This is a genomic window from Xanthobacter sp. 91 (assembly GCF_000702385.1).
In the GTDB taxonomy this organism is placed as follows: Bacteria; Pseudomonadota; Alphaproteobacteria; order Rhizobiales; family Xanthobacteraceae; genus Xanthobacter; species Xanthobacter aminoxidans.
In genome coordinates, this window is sequence record NZ_JNIB01000001.1 from 3,618,796 (window position 1) to 3,641,866 (window position 23,071).

Consider the following 23,071-nt stretch of genomic DNA (forward strand, 5'->3'; position numbering starts at 1 on the left):
ATCCCTGACCCTCGGAAAGGCTTGCGGGCGCTCCATTTCGCGGCAACACTCGCGCACAATAAAAAACGATCTGGGAGGATCGTCATGCGACAGGAGCAGGTCGCGCATATCGACGAGCTCATGCGCGCGGCGAGCGGCTTGCCCGTGCCGTCACGCGGCACGCGCGATCCCGTCATCATGAAGTCCTGGCAGCGCTGCGTCAGCGAGCACCGTCTCGATCCGGTGGTGTTGCGCGAGCCGCTGATCCTGCCCTCGACGCAGCTGCGCGAGCATCAGGACGCCATGGACGAATTCACCCACACCGCGCGCTTCGGGGTGGAGACGCTCTATCGGGACGTGGCGGGGCTCGGCTACGTGCTGCTGCTCACCGATGCCAAGGGCATCACCGTGGACTTCATCGGCGATCCCACCTTCGACGCCACCCTCATGCGCGCCGGCCTCTATCTCGGCGCCGACTGGAAGGAGCCGAGCGCGGGCACCTGCGCCGTGGGCACCTGCATCGCCACCGGCGAGGCGTTGGTGGTCCATCAGACCGATCATTTCGACGCGACCCACATCCCGCTCACCTGCACGGCGGCGCCCGTGTTCGATCCCTCCGGTGCGCTCGCCGCCGTGCTCGACATCTCGGCGCTGCGCTCCCCCCAGCCGAAGGAGAGCCAACTCCTCGCGCTCCAGCTGGTAAAGTCGGTCGCCCACAAGATCGAGACGGCGAACCTGCTCAATCGCTTCCGGGGCGAGTTCATCCTGCGCCTCGCGCCCTCGCCCGAATTCGCCGATGTGGACCCGCCTTATGTGCTGGCGGTGGACAGTGCCGGGTGCATCGCCGGTTTCAACAGCAAGGCCCGCGCGCTGCTGCGGCGCGAGCTGGAGGCACGCCCGCCGGCCGATGCCGTGCGGCCTCTGGTGGGGCGCCGCCTGAGCGAGTTCATCGAGATCGCCATCGACGACCTGCCGCGCCTCGGCCCGGCGAGCCCCGTGGCGCAGCGTATGGTCCGCCTTGCCGGCACGGGGACGCCCATGTTCGCCCATTGCCAGCTGCCCGCCCGCATCTCCACGCGGTCGGTTGCGGCCGCCCCGCCGAGCCTGCCGGCACCGCTCGCCGGCCTCCACGGCGGTGATGCGGCCATGGCGACAGTGACGGCCCGCGCGGCGCGGCTCGTGAACACCCAGATGAACCTCATCGTCTGCGGCGAGACGGGCACCGGCAAGGAATTCCTCGCCAAGGCCATCCACGCCGCCGGCGCCCGCTCCGCGCGGCCCTTCGTGGCGGTGAACTGCGCGGCGCTGCCGGAGACGTTGATCGAGGGCGAATTGTTCGGCTACGAGGCCGGTGCCTTCACTGGCGCCGTCGCACGCGGCCGCAAGGGGCTCGTGCTGGAGGCGGACGGCGGCACGCTGTTCCTGGACGAGATTGGCGACATGCCGCTGACCCTCCAGACCCGCCTCCTGCGCGTGCTGGCGGAGCGGGAGGTAACGCCGTTGGGTCGCACGCGGCCGGTACCGGTGAACATCCGCGTCATCGCCGCGACCCACCGCGATCTCCTCGCGGAGGTGAACGCCGGCCGCTTCCGCGAAGACCTCTATTTCCGCCTGAGCGGCGCCGTCCTGACATTGCCGCCGCTGCGCCGCCGCGCCGATTTCGAGTGGCTGGTGGAGCGCCTGCTGGAGGAGCGGGGCAAAGCGGCGAAGACCCGCTTCAGCCTGTCGCCGCACGCGCGCGATCTGCTGCGCGCCTATCGCTGGCCCGGCAATATCCGCGAGCTGATGAACACGCTCGATTTCGCCTGCGCGCTCGCCGCCGAGGGGACGATCCAGTGGGAAGACCTTCCCGAACGCCTGCGCGAGGCTGACGCCCCGCACGAGGCGGGCGCGGCTGCCCTGTCGCCCGCCTTCCCATCAGGGGAGGGGGAGATCGCCCACGACCGGCTCCTCGCCGCCCTGCGGGCGCGGAGCTGGAACATCTCCGCCGTCGCCCGCGACCTCGGTGTGGACCGCACCACGATCCACCGCCGCATGCGCCGCTACGGCATCGCGCGCCGCGTCTAGGGCGAACCACGCGTGCAAAGGGGGGATGCGCGATGGCCCGCTTCGGCGGTCCCTGAATGGATCTCATTGCTCTAAGCCGACCTGAGGTCAGGCTCCGCCACGCGCCGGCCGGGGCGCCGCGCCGAATGTCGCCATCTCGCCTACGAGCCACGCTTCGAGCGCCCTCAGTTCGGCGCGGATGGCCGCCTGCGGCGAGATCCACAGCCTGAGGTGCCGCGCGCCGGGCGTGAAGCCGAACGGCGCCACCAGCCGGCCGGATTGCAGTTCGCTCAGCGCCAGCATGTGCGGCACCACCGCAACGCCGAGGCCGCAGGCCGCCGCCTGGATGAGCAGATAGAAATGATCGAAGCTGCGCTGCGCCTTGAGGGTGAGGTCGCCGTTGCCGGTCGCCTCGGCCCAGTCCCGCCACGCCTCCGGCCGGGTGTTGGTGGCCAGAAGGTGCGCGCGCGCCAGATCATCCGGCGTCGCCAGCGGCATGGCGGCAAGATAGTCGGGGGCGCAGACCGGCCCGATCCACTCTGCCCCCAGTTCGCGGATGATGGCATCGCGTGGCGGCGGGATGGTGGAGGAGCGGATCGCCAGCGAGATGTTGTCGCGGCTGAAATCCACCTTGTCGTAATTCATGTTCAGCTCCACCTGCACGTCCGGATTGCGGCGGTGAAACCCCGCCATGCGCGGGATGAGCCAGCACAGCATGATGGAGGCCGAGCAGGAGAGGGTCAGCGGCCCCGGCCGCACCCGCTCAAGCGTGGCATGGATCACCCCGAAAGCGGTCGTCAGCCCCTCGGCGAGGCGCTGGCCCTCGGGCGTCGGATCGGTGGCGGTACCCCGGCGGGCCAGCAACTGCACGCCGAGGGTCGCTTCCAGCGCCTTCACATGGCGGCTGACGGCCCCGTGCGTGACGCACAATTCCTCCGCGGCCCGGCTCATGCTCCGGTGCCGCGCCGTGGCCTCGAACGCGCGCAGCGCCACCAATGATGGCAAGGGGTGGCTCGGCTGTTGAGACATCAGTTGAAGGCTCGGTTTCGCTGCAATGCAGCATCAAAGATGTGAGTTTAGCTCACATCCGGCGGACAACAAATCGATTGTTCCTGCCGCCTCCCAGCGCCTAATGGCGCACGTCAGCTCTAAGCCCGGGCAGCCACCTGCGCGGCGTCCCGAGCCCAAAAACAAGAATGCGCAGACGGCAACCCATCTGCCTTATCTGGGAGGATAACCATGCCTGAGCCCGAGGTGTCGGCCGTCGAGCGGTCGGCCATCAGCAAGGTCTGCTGGCGGCTGACGCCGTTCATCGGCCTGATGTTCTTCATCAACTTCCTCGACCGTACCGCCGTGTCCTTCGCCGGACCCAACGGCATGACCAAGGACCTCGGCCTGAACGCCGCACAGTTCGGCTTCGCCGCGGGCATCTTCTTCCTCGGCTACATCCTTCTGGAAGTGCCGAGCAACCTTGCGCTTCACAAGTTCGGCGCCCGCCGCTGGCTGGCCCGCATCATGGTCACCTGGGGCATCGTCGCCCTGCTGTTCACCTGGGTGAGCAGCGTGGAAGGCCTCTATTTCCTGCGCTTCCTGCTGGGCGTTGCCGAAGCCGGCTTCTTCCCCGGCGCGATCCTCTATCTCAGCCTGTGGGTACCGGCGCGTCACCGCAACAAGGTGCTGGCGCTGTTCTATGTGGCGCAACCGCTCACCATCGTCATCGGCGCGCCCTTCGCGTCGGCGCTGATCGGGGCTGACGGGCTGATGGGCCTTGCCGGCTGGCGTGTCATGTTCTTCGGCGTCGCGGTGCCGGCCATCGTGGTGGGCGTGATCGCCTGGTTCTACCTCGTGGACAAGCCGGCCGACGCGAAATGGCTGACCGCCGCGGAGCGCTCCTGGCTCACGTCCGAGCTTGCCAAGGAAGAGAAGGCGAAGGGCGGCTCACACAACATCCTCGCCACCGGCGCGCTGCTGAACGGACGGGTGTGGCTGCTCTCCTTCGTCTATTTCGGCCTCATCTACGGCCTCTATGCGCTGGCCTTCTTCCTGCCCACCATCATCTCCGGCTTCGAGGCCCAGTTCGGCTCCAAGTTCAGCGTGATGCAGAAGGGCTTCATCACCGCCATCCCCTATCTGCCCGCGGCGTTCGCCCTGGTGCTGTGGAGCCGGCAGGCGGCGAAGACCGGCGTGAAGCCGTGGCATGTGGGCCTGCCCGCCCTCATCGGCGCGGTCTCCATCCCGGTGGCGCTCTACATGAACTCGCCTGCGGCCACGGTGGCGGTCATCACGGTCACGGCCTGCGCCATCTTCTCGGCACTGCCCAACTTCTGGGCCATCCCCGCCCGCTTCCTGTCGGGCGCCGGCGCGGCGGCGGGCATCGCCCTCATCAACACGGTAGGCAATGTGGCCGGCTTTGCAGCACCCTTCATCACCGGATGGGTGAAGGATGCCACTGGCTCCTTCCAGGCGGCGATGCTGCTGGTGGGCGGCTTCATGCTCCTGTCCGCGGTGCTGACCCTGGTGGTGGCGCGGCAGGGCGAGAGCCTCGCCGACAGGGCCGCGGCTCCGGCGCGCTCGGCCTGACGGCGCAACTGAACAAGCACGAGGGGCCGGCCCTGCCGGCCCCGATGAAGACGACGGGAGAAACAAGATGGATGCGAAGATCGCGCTGTTCGGCGCCGGCGGAAAGATGGGCGTGCGCCTGTCCAAGAACCTCGCCAAGACGGACTTCCGCGTGGCCCATGTGGAGGTCAGCGAGGTCGGTCAAAAGCGGCTCAAGGACGAGGTGGGCGTCGACTGCATCGAGGTGGATGCCGCCCTCGACGGCGCCGACGTGGTCATCCTCGCCGTGCCGGACACACTCATCGGCAAGGTCTCGCACGCCATCTCGCCCAAGCTGAAGGCAGGCACCATGGTGATGCTGCTGGACGCCGCGGCGCCCTTCGCCGGCCATCTGCCGGAGCGGCCCGACCTCATCTACTTCGTCTCGCACCCCTGCCACCCGTTGATTTTCAACGACGAGACCACCGAGGAAGGCCGGCGCGACTATTTCGGCGGCGTGGCGGCGAAGCAGTCCATCACCTCCGCGCTGATGCAGGGGCCGGACGAGGCGTTCGCCCTGGGCGAGGCGGTGGCGAAGGCCATCTACGCCCCCATCCTGCGCTCCTATCGCCTGACCGTTGAACAGATGGCGATCCTGGAGCCGGGCCTGTCCGAGACCATCTGCGCCACCCTGCTCGATGTCATGCGCGAAGCCATGGACGAGACGGTGCGGCGGGGGGTGCCGGCGGAGTGCGCGCGGGACTTCCTGCTGGGCCACATGAACATCCTTGCGGCGGTGACGTTCAAGGAGATTCCGGGCATGTTCTCAGATGCTTGCAACAAGGCCATCCAGTTCGGCAAGCCGCGGCTGATGCGGGACGACTGGCTCAAGTGCCTGGACAATGACGAGATCGCCGAGAGCATCCGCCGCATCACCTGAGCGGTACCAGCTCCCCCGAGAGCCCAACCAATTCCTCAACAAAGGCAATTGGTTGGACTCACTTGACAGACGACCTTGGGAACCCCTGTAATGAGCGATCGTGTCCATGCCACCTACTGGATGGAGACCGGGGGCGACCCGGCGCGGACGGCGGAGGTCATCGCCGGGGAGCAGTCGAGCGGCACCTTCGTGGCGCTGGCCACCGAGACGGCGGAGCTGAAGCAGCGCTCGGGCGCGAAAGTCGAGCGTCTTGAGATACTTGACGTGGTAGATCGGCCCAGCCTGCCGGGCGCCATGGCGTCCGATCGCTACACGAGGGCGACGCTCGAACTGTCCTGGCCGGTGGAGAATTTCGGCCCGTCCCTGCCGAACCTGATGTCCACCATCGCCGGCAATCTGTTCGAGTTACACCAGGTTTCCGGTCTGCGTATCACCGGCCTTCAGCTGCCATTCGGCTTCACGTCAGCTTTCAAGGGTCCGGCCTTCGGCATTTCCGGCACCCGCCGCCTCGCCGGAGTGGCGGAAGGGCCGATCATCGGCACCATCATCAAGCCCTCCATCGGCCTCACGGCGGAGGAGACCGCGCAGCAGGTGCGGGAGCTGATCGCCGGGGACATTGACTTCATCAAGGACGACGAACTGCAGGCCGACGGCGGCCGCTGCCCGTTCGAGGAGCGGGTGCGGGCGGTGATGCGGGTGGTGAACGATGCCGCCGACCGGCGGGGCCGCAAGGTGATGGTGGCCTTCAACATCACCGGCGACCTGGACGAGATGCGCCGCCGCCATGACCTCGTGCTGGAGCTGGGCGGCACCTGCGTGATGGTCTGCCTCAATTCCATCGGCCTCGTGGGGGTGCGGGAGATCGCCCGCCATGCCCAGCTGCCCTTGCACGGCCACCGCGCCGGCTGGGGCACTCTCTACCGCGCCCCGGCGCTGGGGTGGGACTATGCCCCCTGGCAGCAGCTCTGGCGGCTGGCGGGGGTGGACCACCTGCATGTGAACGGGCTCTACAACAAGTTCTCCGAGAGCAACGAGAGCGTCATCGCCGCCGCCCGCGCGGTGCTGGCGCCTATCAATGACGCGGCTCCCATGGAAGCCATGCCGGTCTTCTCCTCCGGCCAGACCGGACGGCAGGCGGCACAGACCTATGCCGCCATCGGCTGCGCCGATCTCATCCACACGGCAGGCGGCGGCATCTTCGGCCATCCCGCTGGGGTGCCGGCCGGCGTCGAGGCGCTGCGGGCGGCGTGGCGGGCGGCCATGGCGGGGGCGAGCCTTGAGGACGAGGCGACCCGCAGCACCGCGCTGAAGGCCGCGCTCGGCTTCTGGCGATGATTTCGGGGACCAAGACCGGGGCGGCGCTGCCGGAGGGCCTGCTCCTCGCCTATTACGGCGACGACTTCACCGGCTCCACCGATGCGCTGGAGGCGATCACCGCGGCCGGCGTGCCCTCGGTGCTGTTCCTGCGCCCGCCCACCGAGGAGATGCGCGCGCGCTTTCCCCATGCCCGCGCCATCGGCCTTGCCGGCTCCTCGCGCGGGCGCTCGCCGGAGTGGATGGACAAGGAGCTGCCGCCTCTGTTCGCCCGCCTCGCGGCGCTGGGCGCGCCGGTGCTGCACTACAAGGTGTGCTCCACCTTCGATTCCGCCCCCCATGTGGGCTCCATCGGCCGCGCCATCGATCTCGGGGTGAGGCAGATGGGCGGCGGCTGGTCGCCCATGGTGGTGGGCGTGCCGCGCCTCGGCCGCTACCAGATGTTCGGCAATTTGTTCGTCACCTGGAACGGCACCACCTACCGGCTCGACCGTCACCCCACCATGTCGCGTCATCCGGTGACGCCCATGGACGAGGCGGATCTCGGCCGCCATATCGCGCGCCAGACGGACCGGCGCATCGCCCTCATCGATCTCGCCGAGCTCCGCGCCGGCCAGGCGCAGGCGCGCTGCGACGCGCTCCGGGGCGATGACACGCCCGTGGTGCTCATCGACGTGATGGACGAGGCGACCCTGGTGGAGGCCGGGCGGCTCATCTGGGAGAACCGCGGCGACGGCCTGTTCTCCGCCTCCTCCTCCGGCCTGCAATATGCGCTCGCCGCCTATTGGCGCAGCCTCGGTCTGCTGCCGGAAACACCCGGTCTGCCCAAGGCCAGTGCCGTGGAAAAGATCGCCGTGGTCTCGGGCAGCTGCTCGCCGGTGACGGCGGCGCAGCTCGCTCACGCGCGGACCGCAGGCTTCCACACGGAGCGGCTGGACCTCTCCCACGCGCTCTCCGACGCCCATCGGGAGGCGGAAATCGCCCGCGCCGTCGCCACGGCCATGGATGGGCTGTCGCGTGGCCTGAGCCCGGTCGTCTACAGCGCCGAGGGGCCGGACGACCCGGCCGTCACCGACTTCGACGCCACCGCCGCTGTGGCCGGCCTCTCCCGTGCCGATGCGGCGCGGCGGGTGGGCACGGTGCTGGCGGAGATCATGCGCCGCATCGTGGAAAGCGGCGCGGTGCGGCGGGTGATGGTGGCGGGCGGCGATAGTTCCGGCGAGGTGATGGAGGCGCTCAACATCTTCGCCCTCGACATCGTTGCCGGCCTCGCCCCCGGCGCCCCCCTGTGCCGCGCATGGTCCGACGATCCGCTCTATGACGGGCTGGAACTGGTGCTGAAGGGCGGCCAGATGGGGCCGACCGATTTCTTCCCTCAGGTGAGGGGCTGAGGCGCTCCGCATTCCTGTCGCGCACTCCCAGGGCCGGCTGTCTTGATGCCGCAGGCCCGATCGTTCTTCGCGCCCGCGCCGTGATCGACGGGATCGAGCTGCCGCTCCGGCTCGGAGCGCGCCCGGTTCAGCGCAATTCGAGGATCACGCTGAAATCGCCGTCGCCATCGCTGCCACGCTCGCCGCCGGCGCCGCGCAGGCGGAAGTGAAGGAGGTCCGCATCTCGAAGGGCTACGGCATCCTCTATCTGCCGCTCATCGTGATGGAGGACCAGAAGCTCCTGGAGAAGCAGGCGGAGAAGGCGGGCCTTGGCCCGCTCAAGGTCAACTGGCTGATGCTGGACGGCGGCAACGTCATCAACGACGCCATGATGGCTGGCTCCCTCGACATCGCCGGCACCGGCGCGCCCGGCTTCATCACGCTGTGGTCCAAGGCCAAGGGCATCCCCAACGTGGAGGTGGTCGGCATCAGCGGCCTGTCCTCCACCGCCCTGTGGATGAACACCAACAATCCGGCCGTGAATTCGCTGAAGGACTTCAAGTCCTCCGACAAGATCGCTTTGCCGGGCATCAAGACATCGCTCTCGGCCGTCATTCTCCAGATGATGGCGGCGCAGGAGTTCGGCCGCGAAAACTATGCCAAGCTCGATCCCATGACCGTGGGCCTGCCCCATCCCGAGGCGCTCGCGGCCCTCACCGCCGGCCGGACCGAGATCACCGCGCACTTCACCTCGCCGCCCTTCTCCTATCTGGAGGTGAAGAACCCCAATGTGCGCCGGGTGGCCAACTCGGTGGACATCCTCGGCCGCCTGACCATGGACGTGACGTTCGCCCCCAAGCGCTTCGTCGATGCCAACCCGAAGGTGGTGCAGGCCTTCCTCGACGCGCTCGACGAGGCGGACGCGTTCATCGCCAGGGACAAGGCGGCCGCAGCCGAGATCTATGTGCGCTCCTCCAAGGTGAAGACCACCCAGCAGGAGGTGCTGGAGATGCTGGAGGACAAGGACACCTGGTTCTCCACCACCCCCGAGGGCATCATGAAGATTGCCGATTTCATGCACCTCGCGGGCTCCATCAAGGCGAAGCCGGCGAGCTGGAGCGACCTGTTCGTGCCGCAGCTGCGCACCCGCAGCGGCAGCTGAGGGTCAGCCGCGCCTCACCGTCGAAGGTCGAATAGACCGAGGCACGAGTGAGCCGAGTTCAACGGGGGGAGGGCGCGCGTATCGCGCCGGGCTCGCCGAGACCGCCCGACCCGGACGGTCGCGGCCCCCGCGGAGCCCTCCCAAGCCCGGCGCCCCATTGTGCGGGCGCCGCGGAGGGATATCCTCGCCCCATGGACATGATCCGCATTCTGCTGGTCGACGATCATCCGATCGTGCGCGAGGGCTACCGCCGGCTGCTCGACCGTCAGCCCGGCCTTTCTGTCGTGGCCGAGGCGGGCGACGGGATCGCGGCGCTCACCGCCTTCGCCGCCCATGCGCCGGATATCGTGCTGATGGACCTGTCCATGCCCGGCGGCGGCGGCTTCACGGCGGTGGAGGCCATGGTGGCCCGCGATCCGGGGGCGCGGATCATCGTCGTGTCCATGCACCAGGGCGCCATCTTCGCCCAGAAGGCCATGGCGGCGGGCGCGCGGGGCTTCGTGTCCAAGAGCAGCCCGCCGGAGGAACTGGTCAAGGCCATCACGGCGGTGGCGGCGGGGCGGCGGGCGCTGTCGTCCGACATGGCCCAGGAGCTGGCCCGCACCTCGCTCGGCACCGACGAGATCGCCAGCCTGACACCGCGTGAGCGCGAGATCCTGCTGCTCGTCGCGCGCGGCATGAACGGCCGCTCCATCGCCCGCAGCCTCGGGCTTTCCTCCAAGACCGTCCAGAACAACCTGTCGCTGATCCGGGCCAAGCTCGGCGCCTCCGGTGACGCCGATCTGGTGCTGAAGGCTCAGCGGTCCGGCCTCGTCCCGGCCATCTGATGCGCCGGCTCCTGCCCCAGCTGGTGCTGCGCGTGCTGGCGGCGGGGCTTGCCACGGTGGTGGTCGCCGCCGGCTGGGTGCTGTGGGATACGGCGCAGGCCGCGCGGCAGGATGTGGCGACCACCGCCGTCCGCGTCGCCGACGCCATCGCCGCCCGCCCGAGCTTCGAGGGGCTCGCCTTCGGCGGCGTGGCGCCGGTGCCGGTGTTCCGCGACTGGCAGGCCTTTCCCGCCTGGACCCTCATCGCACCGGGGATCTGCGTCGAACTCGGCGCGCGGGAGAATCCGCTGCACCGGCGCTGCGGCCCCTATGTCGCCGCCGATGTGGCGCCGCCGGGCTGGTTCGTCTGGCTGGCGGGGCACCTCGGCCTGATGCCTGAGCCCATGTCCGTGCCGGTGCGCACGCGCTACCTGACCGATGCCTATGTCACCGCTTCGGCCGACACCGGCGTCGTCATGAGCCGGGCCTGGACGCGGACCGGCGACCTGATGCGGGTGGCGGTGGGCATGGCGGTCGGCGGCTCCATCCTCACCGGCCTGCTGATGGTCCGGCTCCTCGCCCCGTTCCGCATCATCCTGAGCGGCATCGAGCGCCTCCAGCGGCGCGACTTCTCGGCCGGGCTGCCGCCGCTCCACGTCGCCGAGTTCGATCGCCTGAGCACGGCGCTGAACCATACGGCGGAGACGCTCAGGGAGGCGCAGGCCATGCGCACCGAGCTGACGCGCCGCCTGTTTACCATGCAGGAGAGCGAGCGGCGCGCGCTCGCCCGCGAGCTGCACGACGAGTTCGGCCAGTGCCTCACCGCCACCCGCGCGCTGGCCACGGCCATCGCGCAGTCGAAGGAGACCACCGCCGAGGACGGCGCGCGGATCGCCGAGATCAGCGGCCAGATGATGGACAGCCTGCGCACCGAGCTGTCCCGCCTGCGCCCGCCCGATCTCGACGACCTCGGCCTGCGCCACGCGCTGGAGCGGCTCGTCGCCGATTGGCGCAGCCGCGTGCCTGCCATCCGCTTCGCGCTGGAGCTGAAGGGCGACATGGAGGCGGTGCCGGACACCCTCGCCCTCAGCCTCTACCGCATCGCCCAGGAATGCCTCACCAATGCCGTCCGCCATGGCGGCCCCGGCAGCGTCATCCTGACTCTGGAGGTCGCCGAGACGATCACCCTGACCGTCGAGGACGACGGCGCCGCGCGGCCCGACAGCCGGGCGGGCGACGGCTTCGGCCTGCTCGGCATCCGCGAGCGGGTCGATGCGCTGGGCGGCAGCTTCGCGCTGGCGCCGTCGGGCGGCGGCATGCGGGCGACGGCACGTCTTCCCCGCTGATCCGGGTGATCTTCCCGAACCGGCCGGGAAGGGCTCTCTGGCGGCGCGGCGCCGGGCGCCCGCATCCTCTCCCGACCATGGGAGGCGCCGGGCATGAACGACATGAGCCATCCGATCACCCGCCTCGGCAGCGCCGTCGCCGCCGGGCTGATCGGCCACGAGGCGCTGGTGGAGCGGCTGCTGATCGCCCTGCTGGTCGGCGGCCATGTGCTGATCGAGGGACCGCCGGGCATCGCCAAGACCCGCGCCGTCAAGCGCCTCGCCGCCAGCCTGCCGGGAAGCCACGCCCGCATCCAGTGCACGCCGGACCTGCTCCCCTCGGACCTGACGGGCACCCAGGTGTTTCGACCGGAGACCGGACGCTTCGATTTCGTCGCCGGCCCGCTGTTCCATGCGCTCGTTCTGGTCGACGAGATCAACCGGGCGCCGCCCAAGGTGCAGTCGGCGCTGCTTGAAGCCATGGCCGAGGGGCAGGTGACTTCCTCGGGCGTCACCCGCCCGCTGCCGCAGCCCTTCATGGTGGTGGCGACCCAGAACCCCATCGAGCACGAGGGCACCTTTCCCCTGCCCGAAGCCCAGATGGACCGCTTCCTGCTCCACCTGTCCCTCGGACTGCCCCACGCCGAGCAGGAGCGCGCGATCCTCGATCTCGTCGCCGCCGAGCGGATCGCGGGTCCGGCGCAGGCGGAGGCCGCGCTGTCGCCGGACACGCTGGCGCAGGCCAAGGCCGAGGTCGCGACCGTCCATCTCGCTCCGGCGCTCAAGGATTTCATCGTCCGGCTGGTGATGGCCTCGCGGCCCGGTGGCGTGGTTGCCGAATGGGTGGAACACCCGGTCTCGCCGCGCGGCACGCTGGCGCTGGCCGCGGCGGCGCAGGCTCTCGCCTGGCTGAAGGGGCGCGACTACGGCCTGCCCGAGGATGTCATCGCCCTGGCGCCCGACGCGCTGGCCCATCGGCTGGTGCCGACCTGGGCTGCCGTCGGCGAAGGGCGCACCGGCCGCAGCCTCGTCGCCGACATCCTGAAGGCGGTGGAGCCATGGTGACGGCGGCGCTCGATGTGCCCGGCATCCGGCTCGTCGCGGCCGAACTGCTGGCGCTGCGCGACACGCGCCTGCCGCCCGCCCGCCACCGCCCGGTGACGCGGCGCCCCGGCGCGGTGCAGGCGCGCCCGGCCGGCTCCGGCATGGACCTTCGGGAGATCCGCGCCTTCGCCGAAGGCGACGACTTCCGGCGGATCGATCCCGCCGCCACCGCCCGCACCGGCGCGCCGCACATCCGCAGCTTCCACGAGGAGCGCGACGACACGGTGCTGCTGATCGCCGATTTCCGGCCGGCCATGCTCTGGGGCACCGGGGACAGCCTGCGCTCGGTGCGCGCTGCCCGCGTTCTGGCGCGGCGCGGCTGGCAGGCGGTGGCGCGCCGCGCCGTCCTCGCCGCCATCAGCCTCGATGCATCCGGCGTTGCCGTCGCCGCCGCGGGCGCCGGGGTGGCGCAGATGGGCCGCATCAGCCACATGCTGGCCGACAGCCACGACCGCGCGCTCGCGGCGGGCCGGAGGGGAGACGGGGCGACGTCCCTGCGCGAGGTGCTGGCGCGGGCGGTGGCCATGGTCCCGTCGGGCGCGGAGGTGCTCATCGCCACCGGTCCGGATGGCATCCGCCCGGCCGACGAGGCGGCGCTGGCACGCCTCGCGCGTCAGCGGCGGGTGCGCGTGCTGCTTCCGCTCGATCCGCTCGACGTGGCGCCGCCCGCCGCGCCTTTGCCGATCCATGCCGGGGCGGAGCGGCGGCTGGCGCGGCTCCGCCCGTTCGATCCCGCACCGCTGGCCGACCGGATGGCCGGCCTGAATGTCAGCCTCGAGGTGATCCCGGATGACGCAGGCTGAGCTGATCGCCGCCTTGCCGGAAGGGCGCCTGCCGCCCGCCTTGATGGCGCTCCATGCGACCGACCTTGTCGCCCTGTTCGGCCTCGGCCTGCTCCTCGGCGCGCTGTGCTGCGCCCTCGTGCTGCCGCTCCTCGCGCGGCCTGTCCCGCTCCGTGCGCGGCTCCGGGCGGTGCGCTCCCTTGAGCCCGAGGCACGGCTGCTCGCCATCGCCCGCATCCTCGGCCGCCTGCCCGACGAACTGCGCGCCGCGGCCTACGGCGCCGCGCCGCCGCCCGGCGCCGAGGCCATCGAGCGCATCGCGCTGAAGGCGAGGCGCGCGCGCCGATGAGCCTCGCCTTTCCCCTCGTCCTGCTGCTCCTGCCCCTACCGTGGCTGGTCGGGCGCGTCCTCGCGGCGCGGGCGCCGGCGATGGCTTCGCTCGCCGTCGATGCCACCGCCTTTGCCGCTGCCGCCCCGTCCGGCCTGCGCCATGACCCCGTCGCGGCCCTGCTGCGCGCGGGGGCCTGGATCGCGCTGGTGGTGGCGCTGGCCGGGCCGCGCGTCGCCACGCCCGTGAGCCTTCCCACCGCGTCCGGCCGGGAGATCATCCTCGCCCTCGACCTGTCGGGGAGCATGGCGAAGACGGACTTCGTGCTCGACGGCCGGCCGCTGTCGCGCCTCGACGCGGTCAAGGCGGTCGCGGCGCGCTTCATTGCCGGCCGGCAGGGCGACAGGATCGGCCTCGTCGTCTTCGGCGACCGGGCCTATGTGGCGCAGCCGCCCACCTTCGACGTGGCTTCCACGGCCCGCGCCGTGGAGACGTTGCAGATCGGCATCTCCGGCCTGTCCACGGCGATTTCCGAGGGGCTCGGCCTCGCCGTGCGCCGCCTTTCCCGCAGCGATGGCAGGTCCAAAGAAGCCAAGTCCCAAGCGGTGATCCTGCTCTCGGACGGGATCGACACCTCGGGCAAGGTGCAGGCGAGCGACGCGGCGCAGCTTGCGGCCCGCCACGGCATCCGCGTGCACACCATCGCCCTTGGACCGGAGGATCTGGAGAGCCAGCCGGACGCCAGCGATGCGGTGGATGTCGCCGGCCTCCGGGCCACTGCCGCCGCCGGCGGCGGGGCGAGTTTCCGGGTGCGCACCCTCGACGATCTGGTGGACGTGGCCGCGACCCTCGACCGGCTGGAGCCGAACCCCATGCGGCGCCCCCCGACCCTGTACTGGCGCTCCCTCTGGATGTGGCCCGCGGCGGCGGCGCTCGTCCTTGCCGCGCTGCTGGCCCTGCTGCCGGCCATGGGGCGGCGTTCATGAATGGCTTCGTCCTGCTCCGCCCCTGGTGGCTCGCCGCCTTGCCGCTCCTCGCCGCGCTGGCCGTCTGGCTGTGGCGGCGCGGCCCCGTGGCGGGCGGCTGGGGGCGGGTGATGACGCCCGCCATGCTGGCGGCCATGCGCACCCTCGGCCATCTGCGCCGGGACGATGCCGGTGCCAGCCTGATGCCGGTGGCGGCGGCGGCGCTGGTCGGCCTCGGCCTTGCGGGGCCTGCGATCCCGCGCGCGGACGCCCCGCAATTCGCCGGGGCGGGGGCCGTGCTGGTGGCCATCGGTCTGACGCCCGGCGTCGCCGGAGCGGCGCTGGCCGATGCGCAGGCCGCCGCCGCCGGCGTCATGGCTGCCGCGGCCGGGCGGCCGGTGGGCCTCATCCTCTATTCCGACGAGGCTTATGACGTGGCGGCGCCGACGGGTGATCCCGCGGTGCTGGAGAGCCTGATCGCCGTGCTTGGCCCCGATACCATGCCGAGCAGTGGCGCCCGGCCGGCCGCCGCGTTGCGGCTCGCCCGCCGCATGCTGGAGGGGACGCCGGACGCGGATCTCGTTCTGATCTCGGACGGCAGCGGCCTCGATGCAGCGGCGCGCACGGAGGCGGCGCGGCTCGCCATGGGCGGCGTCCGCCTCTTCACTCTCGCCCTCGGCGCGGGGAGCGACGGAGGGGCGTCGCTCGAGGCGCTGGGCGTCGCATCCGCGCCGGCCCGTGCGCCCCGGCCGGTCATCGACCGCCTGTCCGGTTCGGCGGCGCTCACGCGTGACGGGCGGGCGGCGGGGCTTATGTTCGAGGATCTCGGCCCGCTGGTCGCGGCGCTCGCGCTCGTCCCGTTTCTCGCCCTGTTCCGGAGGCGTGCATGAGCGGCCTCTCCCCGGCACGGCGCATCCTCCTCATGGCGGCGGCGGGCCTCGCCTGCCTCATGCTTGCGGGGCCGTCCTCCCTTGCGCGGCTCGCCTTCTGGGCGGGGGCGCCGGGAACGGCGCGCTGGCAGGACGATGCCGCCGCGCGGGGCATCGCCTTCTACCGGGCGGGCGACTACCCCGCCGCGGACGCGGCCTTCGCGGAGGCCGGCCGCAGCGAGACCTTCAACCGCGCCCTGACCCTCGCGGCGACCGGCCGCTACGCGCTGTCCGTCGCCTATCTCGACGCCGTGCTGTTCGTGGATCCGGCGGACGCCGAGGCGCGCCGGCTGCGCGGGATCATCGACGCGCTGGCGCCCAAGACGGTGGGAACCAGCGTCGTCCGCGGCCATATCCCGGCTGCTGTGGGCACTGCATCCGCGAACACGGGCGACGGCGTGGTGGCGACCCCCGACCCGGAGTTGAAGAAGCCCATCGAGGCGCGCGGCATCGTCGCCTCCGATGCCTGGCTCGACACCATCGCCGACGATCCCGGCGCGTACCTGCGCCTGCGCCTGCGCAAGGAATTCGAGCGACGGGCGGCGCTCGGCCTGATCGGGCGGGATGGAGACGCACAATGAGGCTACGCCGTGCGCTTTGCCTCCTGCTCCTCCTGTGCCCGGCCGGCGCCGCGCGGGCGGAGAGCCTGCGGCTGGTCATTCCCGAGATGCGGCCGGTGGCGGGCGAGATGATCCCCGTCACCGTGCGCGGCGAATACGAGCGGCAGATCACGCTGGAAAAGCTGAGCTTTCCCGATTCTCCCGACTATGACTGGATGCAGCTCGCCCGCGACCAGTGGCGGACGGAGCAGGTGGAGGGGCGGTCCGTCCGGGTGTTCGAGCGCCGCATCGCGCTGTTCCCGCGCCACGCGGGTCCCCTCACCATCGGGCCGGTGACGCACCGGCTGACCGTGGTGGGCACCGATGCGCCGCGGGAGGACCTGCCGGTCACGGCGGAGCCCGTGACGGTGGCGGTGGCCCCGTTCCCGGTCGAGGGGGCAACGCTCGCGGCGCGCAGCCTCACCGTCACCGACGCGCTGTCCGCCGAGCCCGGCAAGCTGCGCGACGGGGAAACCCTCGTCCGCCGCGTCACCATCGAGGCGGTGGGGGCGCCCTCGCATCTGGTGCCGCCGCGCCCCATCGTGCGCGCGCCCTGGCTCATCAGCTTCGCGGCGCCGGAGGCGCGCACGCAGCGCCTGACGCCGGACGGGCCGGTCACGACGGTGACATGGGAATGGCACCTGCGGCCGAGCACCGGCGACCCCGCCGTGCTTCCGGCCATCGCCATCCCCTGGTTTGACACCGAAGCACGGCAGATGCGCACGGCGGAGATCCCGGCGATCCCCTTCGGCTATGCCAGCATCTATGCCGGGGTCGGCGGCACCGGGCATCTGCCCGCCGGGCAGGTGCGGGCCGCGGCGCTGGCCATCACGGGCGGGCTGTTGGCGGGATGTGTGCTGGTCCTCGCGGGCCTCGGGCCGCGCCGGCGGGACGACGTGCTGAAGGCGCTCGGGCGGCTCTCGCCGGTGGACCCCACCCGTATCGCCGTGCGCCGGGCGGTGCGGACCGGCGAGCCATTCGCGCTCCGCCGCGCGGTGGAGCGCCACCTGCGCCGGTGGCGCGCACTCGGACTGCCGGTGAGCGGGCAAGAGACGGCGCGCCTCGACGCGCGCCTCTACGGGCGGGGCGGAGATGCAGTGCCGTTCGACGCAGGGGCCGAGGCGAAGGCGATCCTTCGGGCGGTCGATGGGCTCCGGAGACGGAGCGGCAGGTAGGGCGGTGCACGGCTCAAGGCCGCACTGGATGCATCCATTCTTGGCCGATGACCGGAGATTTCGTGCCTCAGCTGCCGTCCCGGGGCGCCGCAGCCAGTCTCGCAGCGTCAGTCCGGACGCCTTGCCGCACCGCGCATTTTCCGCTTGACCGCGCCGGCGCCGGGCGCGATAGGCGGCGTCACCGGATGCCTGGGAGATGGAGCGTGCCCGTTCGCGGGTTCATCGAAGACTCTACCGTCAGGCCGGCCGGATTTCTTGAAAGCAATCGGGTGATGGACAGTTCCAGTCGATCTAGCTCGAGCCCGCCCGCGGCCGCGCGGACCTGACCTTTCGCGTCCGGTTCACCGTCCCGCCGGCAGGCTCCGGGACAAGAGGTGAGCCATGCGGGCGCTGTATTTCCGCAGACCTATCGCGTTCTCTCATCGTAACGAGGACGGCGATCGAAGCCGATGCGCGCGCAGGCGCAGGCCTGGCACCCATCCTGGCTGACCACAGCCCCATCGCGGCGCCGTCACTGTGGCGTCGCATGGCCGTGCTCCGCTGCGCGGCCTCGGGCAGGGCGGTTCCTGCTGTCCCGGCAGGACAGGGTGAGCCCCAGTCCCATGCGAAACCTCCCGGCACCGGCTGCCCGTCGGCGCCGTAAATTCCAATCGCATTCGGATCTGTCGTCATGACGATGCAGCACCCGGCCCTGGAGGCGGGCCGTCGGCGGCGCTTCGCGCCGAACCTGTGGGATGCGCTGGCCTTCGGCCTGCTGTTCGGCGCGCTCATCCTGATCGTGCACGGCGGGCAGGGCACACTCGTGCCCCTCGCGGCCTTGAACCAGACGCCCGTCTCCCTCGATCCCGCCCAGTTGCCGGAATATGCGCTGCGCACCACGCTGCGCATGCTGGCGGCCATCCTCGCCTCGCTGGTCTTCACCTTCCTCTACGGCGCGCTGGCGGCCAAGAGCCGGCGGGCGGAGATGGTGCTCATCCCCATGCTGGACATCCTCCAGTCGGTGCCGGTGCTGGGCTTCCTGTCCTTCACCGTGGTGGGCTTCATGTCCCTGTTCCCGGGCAAGGTGCTGGGGGTGGAACTGGCGGCCATCTTCGCCATCTTCACCAGCCAGGCCTGGAATATGACCTTCAGCTTCTACCAGTCGCTGAAGACGGTGCCGCGCGACCTCGACGAGGCCACCCGCTCCTTCCGCCTCACCGGCTGGCAGCGCTTCTGGCGGCTGGAAGTGCCCTTCTCCATGCCGGGGCTGGTGTGGAACACCATGATGTCCATGTCCGGGGGCTGGTTCTTCGTGGTGGCGTCGGAGGCCATCTCGGTGGGCGACACCACCATCACCCTGCCGGGGGTGGGCTCCTACGTGGCCCTCGCCATCAAGGAGCAGAACCTGCCGGCGGTGGGCTGGGCGGTGCTGGCCATGCTGGCCGTCATCCTCATCTACGACCAGCTGCTGTTCCGCCCGCTGGTGGCCTGGGCCGACAAGTTCCGGGTGGAGACCTCCGCCAGCGGCGCCGCGCCGTCCTCCTGGCTGCTCTCGGCGGCCCGGCGCACCCGCCTGTTCCAGCGCTTGTTGGGGCCGCTGGGGGCGCTGCTGTCCGCGGTCCCGCGCCAGCGCCTCGCCCTTCCGGTCGCGGTGCCGGGGGATGCCCGCCGCGCCTTGTCCAGCCCCCTCTCCGACAAGGTGTGGCTCGCGCTGGTGCTGGCGGTGACGGCCTATTGCCTGTGGACCATCGTCACCTTCGTCGCCACCGAGCTGACCTGGCCGGAGGTGGCGCAGGCCTTCGGCCTCGGGGTGTTGACCATGCTGCGGGTGATCGTGCTGATCGCCCTTGCCACCCTCATCTGGGTGCCCATCGGGGTCTGGATCGGCCTCCGGCCGGCCTGGGCCGAGCGGGTGCAGCCGCTGGCGCAGTTCCTCGCCGCCTTCCCGGCCAACATCATCTTTCCGTTCGCGGTGGTGGCCATCGTCCGGCTCGGCCTCGACCCGGACATCTGGCTGTCGCCGCTGATGGTGCTCGGCACCCAGTGGTACATCCTGTTCAACGTGGTGGCAGGGGCGAGCGCCTTCCCCAACGATTTGAGGGAGGCGGCGGGCACCTTCCGCATCCGCGGCTGGAGCTGGTGGAAGAAGGTGATGCTGCCAGGGATCTTTCCCTATTACGTCACCGGCGCCATCACCGCGAGCGGAGGCTCCTGGAACGCCTCCATCGTCGCCGAGGTGGCGAGCTGGGGTGACACCACGCTGCGCGCCCACGGCATCGGCGCCTACATCGCCGATGCCACCGCCGCGGGCGACTATCCGCGCATCGTGCTCGGCATCGCGGTGATGTCGATCTTCGTGATCCTGTTCAACCGACTGCTCTGGCGTCCGCTCTATGTCTTCGCCGGCCGCCGTCTGCGCCTCGACTGATGGAGGATGAGATGACCTTGATGGAACACCACACCTCTGTCGTCGACAGCGAAAAGAAAACCCTCGTCTCCGCCTCAGGCGTCCGGCAGATCTACCACAAGGGCGAGAATGCCGACCTGCTGGTGCTGGATGACGTGTCGCTCACCATCAATGAGGGCGAAGTGGTGGGGCTTCTGGGCCGCTCGGGCTCCGGCAAATCCACGCTCCTGCGCATCATCTCCGGCCTGGTGAAGCCCACCACCGGCCGCGTGGAATGGTGCGGCAAGCCCGTCACCGGCCCGTGCGAGGGCCTGTCCATGGTGTTCCAGAGCTTCGCGCTGTTTCCCTGGCTCACCGTTCTGGAGAATGTGGAGGTCGGTCTCGACGCCATCGGCGTGCCCGCGGCGGAAGGCCGCCGCCGCGCCATTCAGGCCATCGACCTCATCGGTCTCGACGGCTTCGAGAGTGCCTATCCCAAGGAGCTTTCCGGCGGCATGCGCCAGCGCGTGGGCTTCGCCCGCGCCCTGGTGGTGCACCCGCGCCTGATGCTCATGGACGAGCCCTTCTCGGCGCTCGACGTGCTGACCGCCGAGACGCTGCGCACCGACCTGATCGACCTGTGGATCGAGGGGCGGCTGCCCATCAAGTCCATCCTCATGGTCACGCACAACATCGAGGAAGCGGTGCTCATGTGCGACCGCATCCTGATCTTCTCCTCCAATCCCGGCCGGGTGGCGGCGGAGATCAAGATCGACCTGCCGCATCCGCGCGCGCGGCTCGACCCGGTGTTCCGCGCCATCGTGGATGACATCTATGGCCGCATGACCCAGCGGACGCCGCTGGAAAAGAGCGAGCCCAGGCACGAAGGCGCCGGCATCGCGGGCATCGGCACCGCTCTGCCCAACATCTCCACCAACCTCCTCTCGGGCCTGATGGAGACGCTGGCCGGGCCGCCTTACAACGGCAGGGCCGATCTCCCCGTTCTCGCAGCCGCCTTGCAGATGGAGGTGGACGAGCTGTTTCCCATCGTCGAGACGCTGCAGCTGCTGCGGTTCGCCGGGGTGGAAGCGGGCGACGTGACGCTGTCGGAGGCCGGCCGGCACTTTGCCGAATCCGAGGTGGATGCCCGCAAGCGCCTGTTCGCGGATCACCTGATGGCCTACGTGCCGCTGGCCGGCCTCATCCGTCGGGTGCTGGACGAGCGGCCGACCCACCGCGCGCCGTTCACCCGCTTCAGCGAGGAACTGGAGGACCACATGTCCGAGGACTTCGCCGAGACGACCCTGCGTGCGCTCATAACCTGGGGCCGCTATGGCGAGCTGTTCGGCTATGACGAGCACGCCGGCCAGTTCAATCTGGAAAACCCGACCTGACGGACCTGCGATAGGTCCATGCGAGTGGTCGGCCGGCCTCCCCCGAGGCCGGCCGACGGATCTATTTCACGCCCTGGATCGGATCCGGATGGCCGTCGATGCGCATCTGGAACACGAAATACGTGGGTGAGCAGAAGCCGTTGTCCCGCGCCACCGGGGCGACGCCGGGAATGTTCGGCGGCAGGGCCTGGCACATGAAGTCTTCGCGGCAGAAGCGGCCGGTGCCACAGCTCGGCCGGTTGCCTCGGACCACGCTTGCATCCATGCATTTGGCGAAGTTGTCGGTTGCGACACACAAGTCGAACGCCTTGCCGCCGACCAGGGCGCAGATTTCCGCCGGTGCCTGGCCCGCCGTGAATCCCGAGAACGCGCGCTCGGCCGGCGTACACTGGCGATAGGCCGCGCCGCCCGGCACGCCGAGCTTTGCCGGCCGGCAATTGTAGGCGGTGGGCGAGACCGTCGCCGACTGGCTGTTGATCTGCCGGAGGATGCGGAACCGATCGAGATAGGGCGCCCTGCCGGGCACGATCTCGCCGGAGAGGCAGGCCATGCCGGAGACGATGCCATTGTTGCGGCCCTTGTCCTGCGTCGGCATGCACTGGCCGGTCTCCACCGGCAGGCGCGGATTGTGGGCGATGGCCTCGCAGGAGAACGCACCGCCGCAGCTCCATCCGTCCTTGAAGGGCGCCGGCTCCCTGGGCAGCAGGCATGCCATGGTGGCGGCCGCCGTGATCGGCGCATGCGGGGTCGCGCCGGTCCATGAGGCTGGCGGCGCGATGGAGAGCGGCCGGAACACGTCGGGGTCGCGCCCCTCCGCCAGCGCGGCATGATAGGCACGCCGTCGCGCATCCTCAGCGTAAAGATGGGGCGAGATGGGCACCTTTACCACGTTGAAGGGGGAGGCGTCCGGCTCGTCATGGCCGATCAGGTGGAAGCCCGCCGTCGCCGCGCCCTGATGGCAGCCGGTGCAGGTTCCGTCATCGAGCCGCGCGATCAGCCCGGCCGGGGAGGCCACATAGCCGAGGTCCGCATAGGGCAGGCCGGCAAAATCCGTTGGCGTGAACAGGCTGGCGAAGGGATGGTTGGCGGTCCGCGCGCTGCCGAAGGTGGAGAAGGAGAGGGCCTTGTCGGCCAGGAACTCGTCCGGGATCTGGTACACGCCCCGGTCGATCTCAGGCAGGTGGGCGCGCAGATAGTCCACCAGACGCGCCTTCAATGCGGCATCGGCGCCGAGCCGCGCCACATCCGGCGTGTTTTCCAGCGGCTTTGGAATGGCGCGGTCGCCTTCAATGCGGAACACCCGCATGAGATAGATGGCCTGCCCGCCGAGCTCGGTTTCCATGCCGGACGGCAGGCGGACCACCTGGGCGTTGATCTCGATCTGTCGCAAGGCGAGGCCCGCGAGCGGCCCGGTCGCCAGCCAGTTCGCCGTCTCGGCCGCGTCCATATCGGGGTGCGGCGGCGTCCAGGCGCGGGCGAGGTCGGGGCAGGGGACCCCGGCCGCGGCCGGCACGTCGAACACCGCATTGATGTTCACCGGCAGACGGGAGGCATAGACAAGGGCCCCCCGGCGGAAGCGATAGGCGAGGCGATAGATGAGGCGCACCTCGCCGCAGGACGGCCGGGATGTCAGCGCGGTGAAATCGCGCCGGTCGGTGCGGTTGACCACGCCGACGAGGCGGAAGCTGGCCAAGGGCGAGGCGAGCCAGCGCAGATCGATGATCCGGCCCACATTGTCGTCGGTGACCTCGAACAGCGGGCGCTTGTTGGCCGCCATCTCCGTCCGCAGCGCCTTCACGTCGTCGCCGAGCTGGCGGGAGAGGTCGCCATAGAGCGGGCTGCGGGCCTTCAACGCATCGAGCGTTGCCGCGCCGGGCGCGCCCATGAGCGCGGCGAAAGACCAGCCCTTGGCCTCGACCATGCTCAGGGCAGGCCGATCCAGCACCATCC

The 23,071-nt window shown here is 70.5% G+C and carries 19 protein-coding genes; 17 read left to right on the forward strand and 2 right to left on the reverse strand.

The genetic code is table 11. The features are described 5' to 3' along the window. The first annotated feature begins 84 nt into the window (after positions 1–84). On the forward strand, positions 85–2,046 hold the full coding sequence (locus A37E_RS0116990) for a sigma-54-dependent Fis family transcriptional regulator (protein WP_029557709.1): 1,962 nt from the start codon (positions 85–87) through the stop codon (positions 2,044–2,046). Positions 2,047–2,133: 87 nt separating this feature from the next. Here the strand turns inward: A37E_RS0116990 and A37E_RS0116995 are convergent, their stop codons facing one another. Then, positions 2,134–3,054 (reverse strand): LysR substrate-binding domain-containing protein, encoded by a 921-nt coding sequence (locus A37E_RS0116995; RefSeq protein ID WP_029557710.1) that lies wholly within the window; start codon positions 3,052–3,054, stop codon positions 2,134–2,136. A 210-nt stretch (positions 3,055–3,264) separates the two neighbouring features. Here A37E_RS0116995 and A37E_RS0117000 point away from each other — a divergent pair, with 210 nt between their 5' ends. The 16 genes from A37E_RS0117000 (at position 3,265) to A37E_RS0117075 (ending at position 21,121) form a co-directional block, all read left to right on the forward strand. Then, on the forward strand, positions 3,265–4,605 hold the full coding sequence (locus A37E_RS0117000) for an MFS transporter (protein ID WP_038193276.1): 1,341 nt from the start codon (positions 3,265–3,267) through the stop codon (positions 4,603–4,605). Between the two features lie 67 nt (positions 4,606–4,672). Continuing rightward, positions 4,673–5,503, forward strand: coding sequence for a phosphogluconate dehydrogenase C-terminal domain-containing protein (locus A37E_RS0117005; protein ID WP_029557712.1), 831 nt, complete (start codon positions 4,673–4,675; stop codon positions 5,501–5,503). A 90-nt stretch (positions 5,504–5,593) separates the two neighbouring features. Further along, entirely contained in the window at positions 5,594–6,838 is a 1,245-nt protein-coding gene (locus A37E_RS0117010; protein WP_029557713.1) for a ribulose-bisphosphate carboxylase large subunit family protein, read from the forward strand. Next, a complete protein-coding gene (gene oiaK / locus A37E_RS0117015; RefSeq protein WP_029557714.1) occupies positions 6,835–8,208 on the forward strand; it encodes a 3-oxo-isoapionate kinase OiaK in 1,374 nt (457 codons plus the stop codon). Before A37E_RS0117010 ends, oiaK begins: the two co-directional genes overlap by 4 nt. A gap of 154 nt (positions 8,209–8,362) precedes the next feature. Next, positions 8,363–9,349, forward strand: a complete 987-nt coding sequence (locus A37E_RS0117020; protein WP_029557715.1) for an ABC transporter substrate-binding protein — start codon at positions 8,363–8,365, stop codon at positions 9,347–9,349. Between the two features lie 191 nt (positions 9,350–9,540). Then, entirely contained in the window at positions 9,541–10,176 is a 636-nt protein-coding gene (locus tag A37E_RS0117025; protein ID WP_029557716.1) for a response regulator transcription factor, read from the forward strand. Then, complete coding sequence (locus A37E_RS0117030) at positions 10,176–11,501, forward strand: histidine kinase (protein WP_029557717.1); 1,326 nt, start codon at positions 10,176–10,178, stop codon at positions 11,499–11,501. Before A37E_RS0117025 ends, A37E_RS0117030 begins: the two co-directional genes overlap by 1 nt. Before the next feature lie 93 nt (positions 11,502–11,594). Next, entirely contained in the window at positions 11,595–12,545 is a 951-nt protein-coding gene (locus A37E_RS0117035) for a MoxR family ATPase (protein ID WP_029557718.1), read from the forward strand. After that, positions 12,539–13,387, forward strand: coding sequence for a DUF58 domain-containing protein (locus tag A37E_RS0117040; RefSeq protein WP_029557719.1), 849 nt, complete (start codon positions 12,539–12,541; stop codon positions 13,385–13,387). Before A37E_RS0117035 ends, A37E_RS0117040 begins: the two co-directional genes overlap by 7 nt. After that, the gene (locus A37E_RS0117045) at positions 13,374–13,715 is read left to right on the forward strand and encodes a hypothetical protein (RefSeq protein WP_029557720.1); all 342 of its coding nucleotides are present in this window, start codon (positions 13,374–13,376) and stop codon (positions 13,713–13,715) included. Before A37E_RS0117040 ends, A37E_RS0117045 begins: the two co-directional genes overlap by 14 nt. Continuing rightward, the gene (locus tag A37E_RS0117050) at positions 13,712–14,680 is read left to right on the forward strand and encodes a VWA domain-containing protein (RefSeq protein ID WP_038193288.1); all 969 of its coding nucleotides are present in this window, start codon (positions 13,712–13,714) and stop codon (positions 14,678–14,680) included. The genes A37E_RS0117045 and A37E_RS0117050 overlap by 4 nt, the downstream gene beginning before the upstream one ends. Beyond that, the gene (locus tag A37E_RS0117055) at positions 14,677–15,549 is read left to right on the forward strand and encodes a VWA domain-containing protein (protein WP_029557722.1); all 873 of its coding nucleotides are present in this window, start codon (positions 14,677–14,679) and stop codon (positions 15,547–15,549) included. Before A37E_RS0117050 ends, A37E_RS0117055 begins: the two co-directional genes overlap by 4 nt. Next, positions 15,546–16,169, forward strand: coding sequence for a hypothetical protein (locus A37E_RS0117060; RefSeq protein WP_038193290.1), 624 nt, complete (start codon positions 15,546–15,548; stop codon positions 16,167–16,169). Before A37E_RS0117055 ends, A37E_RS0117060 begins: the two co-directional genes overlap by 4 nt. Next, the gene (locus tag A37E_RS0117065) at positions 16,166–17,362 is read left to right on the forward strand and encodes a BatD family protein (RefSeq protein ID WP_029557724.1); all 1,197 of its coding nucleotides are present in this window, start codon (positions 16,166–16,168) and stop codon (positions 17,360–17,362) included. Before A37E_RS0117060 ends, A37E_RS0117065 begins: the two co-directional genes overlap by 4 nt. Positions 17,363–18,032: 670 nt before the next feature. After that, positions 18,033–19,769, forward strand: a complete 1,737-nt coding sequence (locus A37E_RS0117070; protein WP_024279869.1) for an ABC transporter permease subunit — start codon at positions 18,033–18,035, stop codon at positions 19,767–19,769. A gap of 20 nt (positions 19,770–19,789) precedes the next feature. After that, positions 19,790–21,121 carry a nitrate/sulfonate/bicarbonate ABC transporter ATP-binding protein gene (locus A37E_RS0117075; RefSeq protein WP_029557726.1) on the forward strand — a complete coding sequence of 444 codons (1,332 nt, stop codon included), beginning with the start codon at positions 19,790–19,792 and terminating at the stop codon, positions 21,119–21,121. Between the two features lie 61 nt (positions 21,122–21,182). Here the strand turns inward: A37E_RS0117075 and A37E_RS0117080 are convergent, their stop codons facing one another. Further along, the gene (locus A37E_RS0117080) at positions 21,183–23,069 is read right to left on the reverse strand and encodes a hypothetical protein (protein ID WP_051679123.1); all 1,887 of its coding nucleotides are present in this window, start codon (positions 23,067–23,069) and stop codon (positions 21,183–21,185) included. Between the last annotated feature and the right edge of the window lie 2 nt (positions 23,070–23,071).